At 69.8% G+C, this 12701-nt stretch carries 14 protein-coding genes; 13 read left to right on the forward strand and 1 reads right to left on the reverse strand.

Annotation, left to right across the window (positions count from 1 at the left end; translation table 11 throughout):
* On the reverse strand, positions 1-236 hold a 236-nt coding region (locus ACWEOO_RS20455; protein WP_452144320.1), incomplete at its 3' end, for a hypothetical protein.
* A 244-nt stretch (positions 237-480) separates the two neighbouring features.
* Here ACWEOO_RS20455 and ACWEOO_RS20460 point away from each other — a divergent pair.
* From ACWEOO_RS20460 to ACWEOO_RS20520, 13 genes are all read left to right on the forward strand, one after another.
* Positions 481-942, forward strand: coding sequence for a hypothetical protein (locus ACWEOO_RS20460; protein ID WP_452144321.1), 462 nt, complete (start codon positions 481-483; stop codon positions 940-942).
* Positions 943-994: 52 nt separating this feature from the next.
* Positions 995-1726 carry a hypothetical protein gene (locus ACWEOO_RS20465; RefSeq protein ID WP_452144322.1) on the forward strand — a complete coding sequence of 244 codons (732 nt, stop codon included), beginning with the start codon at positions 995-997 and terminating at the stop codon, positions 1724-1726.
* A complete protein-coding gene (locus tag ACWEOO_RS20470) occupies positions 1726-2526 on the forward strand; it encodes a hypothetical protein (RefSeq protein WP_359929241.1) in 801 nt (266 codons plus the stop codon). The genes ACWEOO_RS20465 and ACWEOO_RS20470 overlap by 1 nt, the downstream gene beginning before the upstream one ends.
* Complete coding sequence (locus tag ACWEOO_RS20475) at positions 2523-3833, forward strand: CpaF family protein (protein WP_452144323.1); 1311 nt, start codon at positions 2523-2525, stop codon at positions 3831-3833. The genes ACWEOO_RS20470 and ACWEOO_RS20475 overlap by 4 nt, the downstream gene beginning before the upstream one ends.
* An 84-nt stretch (positions 3834-3917) precedes the next feature.
* Positions 3918-4820: a type II secretion system F family protein gene (locus ACWEOO_RS20480; protein ID WP_452144324.1), complete on the forward strand. Its 903-nt coding sequence runs from the start codon at positions 3918-3920 to the stop codon at positions 4818-4820.
* Positions 4817-5737 carry a type II secretion system F family protein gene (locus ACWEOO_RS20485; protein WP_359929236.1) on the forward strand — a complete coding sequence of 307 codons (921 nt, stop codon included), beginning with the start codon at positions 4817-4819 and terminating at the stop codon, positions 5735-5737. Before ACWEOO_RS20480 ends, ACWEOO_RS20485 begins: the two co-directional genes overlap by 4 nt.
* A 94-nt stretch (positions 5738-5831) precedes the next feature.
* Positions 5832-6056, forward strand: coding sequence for a hypothetical protein (locus ACWEOO_RS20490; protein WP_359929234.1), 225 nt, complete (start codon positions 5832-5834; stop codon positions 6054-6056).
* A gap of 11 nt (positions 6057-6067) precedes the next feature.
* Positions 6068-6517: a TadE/TadG family type IV pilus assembly protein gene (locus ACWEOO_RS20495; protein WP_452144325.1), complete on the forward strand. Its 450-nt coding sequence runs from the start codon at positions 6068-6070 to the stop codon at positions 6515-6517.
* An 8-nt stretch (positions 6518-6525) separates the two neighbouring features.
* Entirely contained in the window at positions 6526-6972 is a 447-nt protein-coding gene (locus ACWEOO_RS20500; protein ID WP_359929230.1) for a TadE family protein, read from the forward strand.
* Positions 6959-7687, forward strand: coding sequence for a TadE/TadG family type IV pilus assembly protein (locus ACWEOO_RS20505; protein ID WP_452144326.1), 729 nt, complete (start codon positions 6959-6961; stop codon positions 7685-7687). The genes ACWEOO_RS20500 and ACWEOO_RS20505 overlap by 14 nt, the downstream gene beginning before the upstream one ends.
* A gap of 19 nt (positions 7688-7706) precedes the next feature.
* Complete coding sequence (locus ACWEOO_RS20510) at positions 7707-8345, forward strand: hypothetical protein (protein WP_452144327.1); 639 nt, start codon at positions 7707-7709, stop codon at positions 8343-8345.
* Positions 8346-8454: 109 nt separating this feature from the next.
* Positions 8455-9405, forward strand: coding sequence for a hypothetical protein (locus tag ACWEOO_RS20515; RefSeq protein ID WP_452144328.1), 951 nt, complete (start codon positions 8455-8457; stop codon positions 9403-9405).
* Between the two features lie 33 nt (positions 9406-9438).
* The gene (locus ACWEOO_RS20520) at positions 9439-12450 is read left to right on the forward strand and encodes a hypothetical protein (protein WP_452144329.1); all 3012 of its coding nucleotides are present in this window, start codon (positions 9439-9441) and stop codon (positions 12448-12450) included.
* Positions 12451-12701 lie beyond the last annotated feature (251 nt).

Raw genomic sequence — 12701 nt, forward strand, 5'->3', positions numbered from 1 at the left:
CCGGGACGACGCAGATCACGACCTTCGACATGAAGCGGATCAGCCGTTGTACTTCGAGGATGTGCAGCCGGCCCGCGCGCGCCGGCGACCGCGCTGACGGCTTCCGCCAGCAGGCGATCGTCGCTGATCCGGTCCGCGGCCCGTTGGGCGAGCAGTTCCTCGATCGCGCGCATCGCGCGCGATGACAGCAGATCGTCGCGGGCGGTCAACCGGACCCGCCCGTCACGCAGCGGCACCGCCGAGGGGTGCAGAATCCCGAGCGCGTTTCCGACGGCCCAGCGGGCGCGAGTCGTCGGATCTGCGGCGGACAACGTCGGTGTAGTCAGCCGAATCACCTCTCCCGTGAGAGGCCTGGTGCTCACCAGTTGTCACCAGGACCCTCTGGTTCCGGAATTTAGCAAACAAACGGTTACTCGCCAGCTACTCGAACCACCCGAACTGTTAACGATTTACGCCGGGGGTCCGCCTAGGATCGAGTCCATGTGGGAGAAGCTGGGAGACTCCGATTGGAACATCCCTCAGGCTCGTAGCACGGTCGCGCAGCTGCGGCACCACGCCGGTGACGGCCGGGAGTACGACGGCATCGAGCTGTTCCTCGCGCTCTGCGAGTACCTCGACCTGCTGCACGGCAAGCATGGGTTCGACTACTTCCGCACCGGTGCCGAGCAAGCGGCGCTGGCCGCGGCGGTCCAGGAGGCCCGCGGACCGCGGATCGAGCCGGACCCCGAGACGGACCGGCTCGTCCAGCCGGTGAACGCGGCCGTCACGCTGGCCGAAGGACGGGACCTCGTGGTGTGGCTGGAAGGACGGCCGGGCTGGGAGCGTCAGGTCGGGCTGTGCCTGCGCGCCATGTACGCCTATCTAGACCAGTTGTACGGCGGGCCGGGCACCTTCAACCAGCTGCTCCGGCCCGACGAGCTGGAGCGGGTCGCGGCGCGGTAACGGCAGTGACCGGCTGGCGCGGATGGCACCTCGCTGCCATTACGGTAGGCGCGTGAGTCTCTCGTCCTCCACGCGTACCTCTTCCCCAGGCGCCCGCGCAGCGGGCCGATCGGCGGGTGGCGCGGCGACCCGCCTCCCGGGCAGCCGGGAACGGCGCCCCGCCCTGGCCGCGCTCGCGGTGATCCTGATCCTGCTCGGCGCCGCCGGGTCCGCCTTGATCGCGTTGAACAGCGGCAATCGCTCCGACTTCGTCGCGGTCGCCGACACGCTCCCGCCCGGCCACAAGCTGGAGTCCAAGGACTTCTCCCGCGGTGACCTGGCCGGCGCCACCGGCGGGCTGATCCCGTGGTCGGAGGCGAACAAGTACCTCGGCCGCTACACCAAGACCTGGCTGTACAAGGACCAGTTCGTCACCCCGGACAGCCTCACCAAGGAGGGTGAGCAGCCGATCCCGGCCGGCGGTGCGCTGGTCGGTGTCACCCTCGAGGCCGGGCGGGCGCCGTCGGACGGACTCCTCGTCGGCGACGTCGTCAAGGTCATCCGGGTGCCTTCGGCCAACCAGGAGGGCGCCGCGGTCCCGCTGGTCAGCGCGGCCAAGGTGACCTCGACTATCGGTGCGATCACCGACAGCAAGACGAGCGCGAACAGCTCGCTCAACGTGACGATCATGATCCCGGCGGAGGACATCACGACGGTCGCGGCCGCGGCAGCTGCCAAGACCCTGGTCCTGGTGAAGCTGGCGCCGGGCACCACGCCGGACGTCGAACGTAGCGGGGCCAACTGATGGCACTGGTGGCACTGGCGAGCGCAAAGGGCTCGCCCGGCGTGACCACAGCAAGTCTGGTCTTCGGTGCGCTCTGGCCGCGGCAGGTGCTGCTGGCCGAGTGCGACCCGGCCGGCAGTGACGTGGCGATCCGGATGACCGGCCCGGCCGGCGCCGCGCTGAACTCCGACCGCGGCCTGGTCAGTCTGGCCGCGGCGAGCCGTAAAGGGCTGGGGGACGAGGTCATCCTCGCGCACAGCCAGCAGCTCGACGGCGGTCTCGACGTACTGCTCGGCGTGCGCTCGCCTGAGCAGGTGGGTGGCATGGGCGGCCTCTGGCATCCGCTCGGCATCTCCTTCAACCAGATGCAGCACGGCGACGTGCTGGCCGACTGCGGGCGGATCGGTGCGTCCTCGCCGCAGCTGCCGGTCATCCAGTCCGCCCGCCTCGTCGTCCTGGTGTGTACGGCGACCGGCTCGTCGGTGGCGCACCTGCGGGAGCGGCTGTCGACGCTGGTGCACCACGTCGACGCACAGCTCGGCGTGGTCGTCGTGGCCGACCCGAAGCAGCGCGACGGCGTGAAGCAGGTCTGGTCCGTGCTGGACGCGATGTCCCTGCCGGTCCGGCACCGCTGGCACCTGGCGTACGACCCGGCCGGTGCGGCGTTCTTCGACGGGCGCGGCCACGGCCGGCTCGACAAGACCCAGCTGATCCGGTCCGCGACCGCGATCACCGCCGAGATGGCGTCGCTGGTGTCCGCGCCGCCGCCGCAGGACTTCGACATGGCCAACGCCGCGTTCCCGCCGGGTGATTACCGGTGAGCGCTGATCAGGAGCTGGTCCGCAAACTGCGCGTCCAGGTCGCGGAGCGGCTGAACGAGCAGCGCCGCCGCGACCAGGTGAACGGCGTACCTCCGATGAGCGCGGAGGACGAGCGGGAGTACGCGCGGTCGCTGATCGTGCAGGTGCTCGAGGACTACGCGCGGTACGAGCTGGCCGAGGGCCGGACGCCGCCGACCCCGGACGACGACGCGCAGATCGCCGGCGCGATCCACTCGGCGCTGTTCGGCGTCGGCCGGCTGCAGCCGCTGATCGACGACCCCGAGGTCGAGAACATCGACATCAACGGCTGCGACCAGGTCTTCGTGCAGTACGGCGACGGCCGCGAGGAGACCCCGGGGCCGGTCGCCGAGAGCGACGACGAACTGGTCGAGCTGATCCAGGTGCTGGCGGCCCACGCCGGCCTGACCAGCCGCCCGTTCGACTCGGCGAACCCGCAGCTGGACCTGCGGCTGCCGGACGGGTCCCGCCTGTCGGCGGTGATGGGCGTGACGTCGCGGCCCGCGGTCTCGATCCGGCGGGCCCGGCTCGGCAAGGTGTTCCTGAAGGACCTGGTCGCCAACGGCACGCTGACCGACGACGTCGGCTCGTTTCTGCGCGCGGCGGTCGCGGCCCGCAAGAACATCATGATCGCCGGCGCGACGAACTCCGGGAAGACGACGCTGCTGCGCGCGCTGGCCAACGAGATCCAGCCGCACGAGCGGCTGATCACCGTCGAGCGCTCGCTCGAGCTCGGCCTCGGCGAGTTCAAGGACCTGCACCCGAACGTGGTCGCGTTCGAGGAGCGGCTGCCGAACTCCGAGGGCGTCGGCCTGGTGAGCATGGCCGACCTGGTCCGCCGGTCGCTGCGGATGAACCCGTCCCGCGTCATCGTCGGTGAGGTGCTCGGCGACGAGATCGTCACGATGCTGAACGCGATGAGCCAGGGCAACGACGGCTCGCTGTCGACGATCCACTCGAACAGCTCGATGGAGGTGTTCAACCGGATCAGCACCTACGCGATCCAGGCGATGGAGCGGCTGCCGATGGACGCCACCCAGATGCTGATCGCCGGCGCGCTCGACTTCGTCGTGTTCGTCCGCAAGCACAACGACTACTCGCGCGGCGGCGGCCTCAGCCGGTACGTCGAGAGCATCCGGGAGGTCACCGGATGGGACGGCCGGGTGCTGTCCGGCGAGGTGTTCGCCCCGGGACCGGACGGCCGCGCCGCGGCGCACGCGCCGATCGCCTGCATGGACGAGCTCGAGCACTTCGGGTACCAGCCGCTCGTCCACGGAACGTGGGCGTGAGGCAGTGAGCGAGCGGAGCGAGGTCACCATCAAGCACGGTCCGATTCGTGCCTCGTCGGCGCCCGGAGCGAAGCGAGGACGCCGATGAGCAACAGAACTCTGGGGGCGCTGCTGTGCGGCGCGGTGGTCGGCGGCGCGGTGATGCTGCTGATCGTCGCGCTCCGCGGCACCGAGCCGAAGGACGAGACCCCGTCGCTGTTCCGCAACCGCGGCGCCGACCACCGCAAGAACATGATCCGGCTCGGCGCCGCGCTCGCGGTCGGCCTGCTCGTGCTGGTGGTGACCCGCTGGCTCGTGCTCGCGGTCGCCCTCGGCCTGCTGGCCGGGATGGCGGACCGGTTCTTCGGCGGCACCGGTGAGGAACGCCGGGCGATCGACCGCCTGGACGCGCTCGCCAGCTGGACCGAGGCGCTGCGCGACACCATCGCCGGCGCGGTCGGCCTGGAACAGGCGATCCCGGCGACCGCGGTGAACGCGGCGCCCGCGATCAAGCCCAGCCTGAACCTGCTCGTCGACCGGTTGCGGATCCGCGAACCGTTGCCGTCGGCCCTGATGCGGTTCGCCGACGACCTGGACGACCCGTCCGCCGACCTGATCGTCGCCGCCCTGGTGCTGAACGCCAGGCTGCGCGGTCCCGGTCTGCGGGAGGTGCTCGGCGCGCTGGCGGACTCGGCCCGCGAGGAGCTCGACGTACGGCGGAAGGTGGCGGCGGAGCGCCGTTCCACCCGGCGCAGCGTACAAGTGGTGGTCGCGATCACGCTGGTGATGGCTGCCAGCCAGGTGCTGTTCAATTCGGCGTACATGGCGCCGTACACGAGCTTCATCGGCCAGGTCGTGCTCACGGTGGTGATCGGGCTCTATGCGCTCGGCCTGCTGTGGCTGCGGCGGCTGGCGAAGATCGAGGTGCCGGAGCGGTTCCTGATCGGCGTCGTCGACGACCGGTCGAACCGGCCGGGGAGCGAGCGGATGGAAACGGTGAGCGGATGACCTGGGCCTTCATCACCGGCGGTATCGCCGGCCTCGGTGTGTACGTGCTGGTCCGGATGTTCATCAAGCCACGGGCCAACGTGCTGTCCACGATCGCGCGGATCGACGCGGGCCGCGGTGGCTACATGAGCGGTGCCACCACCAGCGCCGCCGGCGAGCGGCGGCTCGGCGGGGTGGACCGCGCGCGGGAGACCCTCGGCCGTCGGCTCGAGGCGGAGGCCAACGCGCGCGGCTGGGCGTTCGGCAGACTGCGCAGCGACCTCGCGGTGATGAACCGGCCGTTCGCCGCGATGCTCGCCACCAAGGTGTTCTTCGCACTCGGCGCGATGATCTTCATCCCGATCGTGCTGTTCCTGTTCTCCGCGATCGGGATCACGGCGCCCGGCCCGGCGCCGGCGATCGTGACGCTGGCGTTCATGGCGCTGGCGTTCTTCCTGCCCGACCTGGCACTGCGGCAGGAGGCGGAGAAGCGGCGCCGGGACTTCCGGCACGTGGTCGGCAGCTTCCTGGACCTGGTCGCGATGAACCTCGCCGGCGGCCGCGGTCTGCCCGAGGCGCTGATGACCGCGTCGACGATCGGCGAGCACTGGGCGATGGCCCGGATCCGGCAGGCCCTGGCGAACGCGCGGCTGATCGGCATCACGCCGTGGGACGCGATGGCCCGGCTGGGCGAGGACCTCGGCGTCGAGGAACTGCGCGACCTGGCCTCGGCGCTGGCCCTGGCCGGTGACGAGGGCGCGAAGATCCGCTCGTCGCTGCTCGCCCGGGCGGCGTCGCTGCGGCGCAAGGAGCTGGCCGACGTGGAAGGCAAGGCGGGTGAGCGCTCCCAGTCGATGCTGGTCGCGCAGCTCGTCATGATCGCGGCGTTCTTCCTGTTCCTGGGCTTCCCGGCCGGCGCGGCGATCCTCGGAAGTTGATCCGGACAATGCGGGCGGCAAGGGATCCGTTGGACGGAATGGTCCGTCGAACCCGGCATACTGAGGCCTGCTTCGGCCTCACGATCTGGAAGGCATGCGAATGACCTCGGAGTTGATGTTCTGGCGCACGATGGCCGGCTATGCAGTTGCCCGGGCGCAGGCCCAGCGGGCCCGTGCCAAGCAGGGCCACACCGAGCTGGGCGCGTCCGCGCTCGAATGGGCGATCATCTCGGGGATCCTGGTCGTCGCCGCGCTCGCGATCGGTGCCGTGGTGAAGAAGGTCATCGACAAGCACACCGCCGACATCGACAAGGGCTGACGGACAGATCCATGCGGCTGGGGCGGCTGAGTCGACCGGAGCGGAAGGGCGTTCGGCGGAGACGGTCGGAGCGAGGTGTCAGCACGCTCGAGCTGGCCATCCTCGCGCCGGCGATCCTCACCCTGATCTTCGTCTCCATCCAGACCGCCCTGTGGCTGTACGGGCGGTCCGTCGCGCTGAACGCGGCGCAGGAGGGCGTCTCCCGGCTGCGGCTGGTGCAGCCGCCCGTCTACACCACGGCCGTGGGGGAGAAGGTGCGGGCGGACATCCAGTCGTACGCGCAGCAGCTCGGCGGTACGACGCTGCGGAATGCCACCGTGCCGTTCCCGGCGTACAACAGCCCGGAAGGCACGGTCTCGTTCACGGTCACCGGCGACACCGTCTCGCTGGTGCCGGGCCTGACGCTGAAGGTGAGCCGGACCGCCACCGGCCCGATCGAGCAGTTCGACGCCGACAAGTGAGGATGCGGATGCTGGGGGTTCGCCGGTTACTTGCCCGGCGCCGTGAGCGCGGCACGCTGGCGCTGGAGATGGTCATCCTGGCGCCCGTGCTGCTGGCGCTGTTCATGTTCTTGCTCGCCTGCGGGCGGTACTTCCAGACGTCCTCGCTGCTGGAGGGCGCCGCCCGGGACGGTGCCCGCGGGGCCAGCCAGGCGCGGTCGCTGCAAGAGGGCCAGGGCCGCGTCGACCAGGCCGTCACCGCCGCGATGAGCCAGGCGGTGGAGTCCTGCAAGCAGTCCGCCTCGGGTTCGATCACGACCGGGTTCACGGCCGGTTCGCCGCTGTCGGTCGAGGTCACCTGCACGATCAACTACCGCGACCTGGGGCTGCTCGGTCTCGGCGGCGACACCAAGATCACCAAGCGCTTCACGTCCTCGCTCGACCCGTACCGGGGGGTGCGCGGTGACGGCTCGTAAGCTCGTGGACTTCTTCCGGATCGATGCCCGGCGCAACCACCGGCGCATCCCGCGCGGTGCGCTGAGCCCCGCGGTCGCGATCCTCGCGGTGATGATCTTCACCCTGGCCGGCCTGGTCATCGACGGCGGCCGCCAGCTCGGCGCCCGCTCCCGGGCGATCGGCTACGCCCAGGAAGCCGCCCGCGTCGGCGCCGCCGCCATCCAGCTGAACGTCGCCGAGGCCAAGATCGACACCGCCAAGGCAGCCGCCGCGATCACCGAGTTCTGCGGCCAGGTCCGCTCCAACGACCCCGCGGTCACCGCGTGCCGCCCCACCACCCTGACCGACAAAGAGGTCGACATCCAGGTCGACATCGCCAACAAGACAACGTTCCTCGGCCTCGTCGGCAAACAATCCCTCAAAGCCACCGGCACCGGCCAGGCCCACGCCGAACAAGGCATCACCAAGGCCGACGACAGCCCCACCATCCCCCCGATCGTGGTGAACCCAACCACCGACGGCCCCGGCGCACCCACGAGCAACCCCCGCCCGCCCACGATCGACCTGCCGTGCCCGACTTGGACTGTAGGTTCACCGACGCCGATCTGGACGCTGTCCCCGTTCCCCTTCCCGGCCACCTGCACCCCGAACGTGACGCCGACTCCGGACCCGTCCGGAACCCCACCGACTGACAGCCCATCAGGCCCCACAAGCTCGCCGCCGAGCGGGCGCTAGAACCCGGAGGATTCCGTTCGTGCGTAGGCTTGCCCTCCCAGCCCTCACTCTGACGGCGATCCTGCTGCTCGGTGCCTGCAGCAAGGACTCGACCGACGGCAGCCGTCCCGTACCGGTCGGCGGCGACTCCGGCACGACCACCACCTCGAGCACGCCGTCCGAGGAGCCCAGCACCGCCCCGACGGAGGCCGCCACCACGACCGTCAAGCCGACCGCCCAGCCGAAGCAGCTGATTGTGGAGGCGGGGAACTTCGCCTCCAACCCCGCCGTCCAAGGCCTCGTGACCAGCTACCCGCTGTACTTCCAGGCCCTGGTGTCGAAGGACGACACCATCCTGAAGAAGCGCTTCCCGTCCTTCTTCTACGCCGACGTGTCGCAGGAGATCGCGGATGCCAAGCGCAACGGCTGGGTGATGAAGCCGCCGGGAAGTGTGGTGGTGGTCGGCGCGGCCAGCACACAGGACGGCACCGTGGCGGTTCAGATGTGCCGTTCGCAGACCGCGCAGTACTGGGATCCGAAGGCGCGGAAGTGGGTGGTCGTCGCTCCGAACGGTTCGCCGGAGGTCTTCGAGATGATCAAGACCGGGCTGGGCTGGCTGCCGTACCGCGTGGCCACCAGCAAGGGCGTCAACTGCGCCGGAATGCGATATCCGGCCTAGTCCGGAAGCCTGGCATTCGAGGTTGCGAAGAGGTGACGGGGCACTGGGCACCGGGCATGATGCCCCTGGTCGACGATAACCTGCGGGAAGACGAGTCTGGGGAGTGAGGATGCACAATCGAGTAGGTCGCACACTGCTCGTCCTGAGCGTTGTACTCGCACTACTCACGGCGGTCTCCGCCACCACAGCTACCGCAGACACGATCCAGACCGGGAACAAGGTCTGCAGCATGTACGTGAACTCGGTCGGCTTCGGTGCGTACTGCAGCTCCGGCAAGGCTTACACAGGCGGCCAGCCGCCTCCGACGTGGCGCGAGCGCCTGCGCGGCAGACCGTTCGTGCCGTGCCGTGATTTCGACATCCCTGAGGGCATCAGGCTGCCGCGGGCGCCGGAAGGCAAGATGTGGGTGCTGCGGATCACGATCACCGACTACACGCTCGACAGCTACAACGGCGGACCTGAGGCTCACCTGGAGCGGGCATACGTCGCGGTCGGCCCCGAGGAGCGCGCCCAGTGCCCGTTCCCGGACTACATGAACCAGTTCTGGTGGCCCTTCAAAAGCACCTATCCTCCGCCGGCGCTGCAGATCATGCCGACCTACACACCGCGCGTGAACGTTCCCGCCTACTTCACCCTGACCCCGGAAAGTTCGATAGCGGTCAAGAGCGACATCGGCAAGTACACGCCGGAGGAGATGACCAGCGGGTACTTCGACCCGAAGCACAATCTCACGATGCAGGGCATGGTCGTGCGGCTGACGATCGACCCCGGTGACGGCACCGGCCCGTTCAAGTGCGCCGCCGGTGTGACGCCGATCGACGACCCCGACGGATACGACCAGTCGAAGGATCCGAACGACCAGGTCAACCCCTGTAAGCACGTCTACAAGAAATCCAGTGCGAGTCAGCCGGACGGGATGTACACGGTGAAGCTGACGATCACCTGGGAGGTCTCGTACTGGGTCGGTAAGGACGCCGGTGGGTGGAATCCGATCGGTCAAGCGAACGTGACTGCTGTGCAGCGGCTGCCTGTGCAGGAAGTTCAGGCAATTGGTGGCTGATGTGGTGGCTGATGGTGGGGGTGTGGAGGCGTGATGGTTAGGACGAACGAGCCTGTCCAGGCGGCGCGGTTGCCGCAGCGGCGGTCGGGGAGTCCGGGGGCGGATCGGCTGAAGGGCTTCGTCGCGCTGCTCGCGATCCTGGCGATCGTCGGCGGTGTGCCGTACGTGCTGCTGCGCTTCTTCGGTACGCCGTGGCCGGACACGATGCCCAGCAAGAGCATGCTGTTCAGCGAGCTGAGCGTCGAGACCGTGCTGGGCATCATCGCGTTCTTCATCTGGATCGCGTGGCTGCACTTCGTGGTCTGCCTGGTCGCGGAGGCGGTCGCGGAGATCCGCGGCCTCGGTCTCTCGCCGCGGGTTCCGCTCGGCGGCGGCTCGCAGGTGCTGGCCCGCCGGCTGATCGGCACCGTCGTACTGATCGCGGCGGGTGCGGGTGTCAGCCTGCCGGTCGCGAGCGCGGTCACCACGAACGGCCCGGCCGCGCCGACGTCGGTGAGTGTGAAGCATGAGTCCTCGGGGTCGCAGTTCCGGCAGACCGAGGCGGCGAGCACGGTCCTCAGCGGCAGCAGCCAGCATTCGAAGACGAGCGTCGGCGTCCGGACGAACAACGACCACAAGGGCCAGGTCGTCAAGTACACCGAGGTCCGCCCGCCGTCGGGACGCAACTACGACTGCCTGTGGGACATCGCCGAGCGCTACCTGGGCGAGGGCCGTCGGTACAAGGAGATCTACGACCTCAACAAGAACAAGCTGCAGCCCGACGGCCGCCGGCTGACCAACCCGGACCTGATCCTGCCGGGCTGGCAGGTGCGGCTGCCCGCGGACGCCAAGGGTCCGGGGGTGCACACGGTCCGCGTGAGCATCGGCGACCACACCAAGTCGACGGTCAGCACCAAGACGACCAAGTCGACCACCGAGACCAGGACTGCGGTCAAGCCGAAGGTCACGGTCGAGAACAAGACCGAGACGAGGACGACGCCCGAGACGAAGACGGCCGGCCCGGGACGTTTCTCCGAGCAAGGGATGGAGAAGCCGTCGTCGATCGGGATCGGCAGCGCGAAGAACGACCCAGGTGCGAAGAACGTCAAGCCGGGGGAGCCGAGTGTCACCGTCGAGCCGCACGCTCCGGGCGCCGGCCAGTCCGAGCACGGCGAACCGGCCGCCGGTGGCACCCGCGTCCCGGAGGCGACTCCGGTCGCGGCCGACGACGGCATCAGCCTGCAGGAAGCCGGGATGTACGGGTTCGGCGCGACGCTGCTCGCGGCCGGTCTGGCGCTGGCGCTGAAGCGCCGCCGCGGCTGGGCGCAGGGCCCCGGCCCGAAGGCTGCCGGTCACCGGCAGACCGAGGTCGGCCTGCGGCTGGCGTCGGACGTGCCGACCGCCCAGTTCGTCGACAACTCGCTGCGCAAGCTGGGCGCGGACATGACCCAGCTGCAGCGGCCGATGCCGAAGGTCGTCGCCGCGCTGGTGACCGACCGCGCGCTCACTCTCGTCCTCGACCCGTACGGCGCGCAGCCCGAGCCCCCCGGCCCGTGGCAGGCGATCGCCGACGGCACCCGGTGGACGCTGCGCCGCGGCTACGGCCCGACCGGTGAGGTCAACGCGCCGGCGCCGTACCCGACGCTGGTCACGGTCGGGCAGAACGCCGACGGCGCCACGGTGCTGATCGACCTCGACACGGCGAACGGCATCGTCGCGTTCGGCGGCGTGAACAACGCCTCCCGCGACGTGGTCGGTTCGCTCGCGGTCGAGCTCGCGACGAACCTGTGGTCCGAGGGCGCGCACATCAGCATGGTCGGGTTCGGCGACGACCTGTCGTCGTTGGCGCCGGCGCGGCTCAGCTACTGGGTCCGCCTCGACGACGCGATGGGCGAGGTCGTCCGGCGCACCGAGGCGCAGGTGCAGGCCTGCCAGCGCCGGGACGCCGGCTCGGTCGCCGAGGCCCGGATGACGCATCCGGACGCGGCGCTGTGGGGACCGGAGGTCATCTTCCTGTCCGCGCCGCCGTCGCCGGAGGAGCAGGACCAGCTGAACCGGCTGGCCGCCGACACCAAGCGCAGCATCTCGGCGGTCGTGGTCGGCGACGTACTGAACTCGCCGTGGCGGTTCGTCGTGGACGAGAAGAACCAGGCCGTCTGCCGGCTGCTCGGCCTCGAGGTGGACGCGCACAGCGTCAACCCGGAGCAGTTCGCCGACCTGGTCGCGCTGTTCGACGCGGCCGAGGCCGATGCGCGCGACAAGCGCCGGTCGGAGCAGGACATGCCGGCGTACGAGTTCTCCACCATGGATCTGAGCCGGCCGGCTCCGGTCGAGGTGGACCTGCTCGGGCCGGTCGAGGTGGACGCCCGCGGGGTCATCGACGACGGCCGGGTCGCGCTGTCGACGGAGATCATCGCGTTCCTGGCCAGCCAGGACTACGGCGTACACCCGAACGTGCTCGCCGGGGCGATCTGGCCGCGCGGCATCAGCCAGGAGTTGCGCGATGCGGCGCTGGAGCACACCCGGCGCTGGGTCGGTGTGGACGCGATGTACGCCGACGAGTCCGGCCGCTGGATGCTCAACCGCAGCGTGGTCCGCGTCGACTGGGACGTCTTCCGCACGCTCGCGAAGCAGGCGTCGATGATCGACGACCCACGCGGCCCGCTGTCGACGGCGCTCAGCCTGGTGCACGGCCCCGCCTGGTCGAACCTGCCCGGCGGACGCTACTCGTGGCTGGCCGCGTCCGGCATCGAGCGCCGGATGGCGGAGGCCGTCGTCGACGCCGCACTGCGGCTCGCCGAGGCGTCGCTCAACCACAACGACGGCACCATGGCCCGCACGGCCCTCCAGACCGGCCTGAGCTTCTCGCCGGCGTCGGAGGAACTGTGGCGAGCCACCCTCCGCCTGGCCGCCCACTTCGGCACCACCGCCGACGTCACCAACGTGGCCGGCCAGATGTACGCCGCCCTCACCCGCCACGGCGGCCCCCGCGGCCCCGAGGCGGAAACCGACGCCCTGGTCGACGAACTCCTCCCGGGCTACCACCGCCCCGCCCAAGTGGCCTGACACGACGCTGAATCGGCAGTCGGATTGCAGTTGCAACAAGCTGCAATCCGACTGCGGAGCGTGCTTGCGTGTTGCTAGAGTGTGCCTGCTCCGGGGGCCGCTCCAAGCTGGGGGTTTCAGTGCATTCAATTGCACGAATATTTCTGTCGTTATGCCTAATTCTCGGCGTCGCGAATTCTCTTGCGCCAACCGCTCAAGCGGAATCGGCCGGACAAAGCTGGAATACCGCGGCAACCGCGACCACGGTGCCC

The organism is Kribbella sp. NPDC004138 (assembly GCF_053603655.1).

What these genes read in the sequence shown, in the direction of transcription:
- ACWEOO_RS20460 (WP_452144321.1), top strand. Translation starts at nt 481, where the DNA reads ATGTGGGAGAAGCTGGGAGACTCCGATTGGAACATCCCTCAGGCTCGT.
- ACWEOO_RS20470 (WP_359929241.1), top strand. Translation starts at nt 1,726, where the DNA reads ATGGCACTGGTGGCACTGGCGAGCGCAAAGGGCTCGCCCGGCGTGACC.
- ACWEOO_RS20480 (WP_452144324.1), top strand. Translation starts at nt 3,918, where the DNA reads ATGAGCAACAGAACTCTGGGGGCGCTGCTGTGCGGCGCGGTGGTCGGC.
- ACWEOO_RS20485 (WP_359929236.1), top strand. Translation starts at nt 4,817, where the DNA reads ATGACCTGGGCCTTCATCACCGGCGGTATCGCCGGCCTCGGTGTGTAC.
- ACWEOO_RS20490 (WP_359929234.1), top strand. Translation starts at nt 5,832, where the DNA reads ATGCGAATGACCTCGGAGTTGATGTTCTGGCGCACGATGGCCGGCTAT.
- ACWEOO_RS20495 (WP_452144325.1), top strand. Translation starts at nt 6,068, where the DNA reads ATGCGGCTGGGGCGGCTGAGTCGACCGGAGCGGAAGGGCGTTCGGCGG.
- ACWEOO_RS20500 (WP_359929230.1), top strand. Translation starts at nt 6,526, where the DNA reads ATGCTGGGGGTTCGCCGGTTACTTGCCCGGCGCCGTGAGCGCGGCACG.
- ACWEOO_RS20515 (WP_452144328.1), top strand. Translation starts at nt 8,455, where the DNA reads ATGCACAATCGAGTAGGTCGCACACTGCTCGTCCTGAGCGTTGTACTC.
- ACWEOO_RS20520 (WP_452144329.1), top strand. Translation starts at nt 9,439, where the DNA reads ATGGTTAGGACGAACGAGCCTGTCCAGGCGGCGCGGTTGCCGCAGCGG.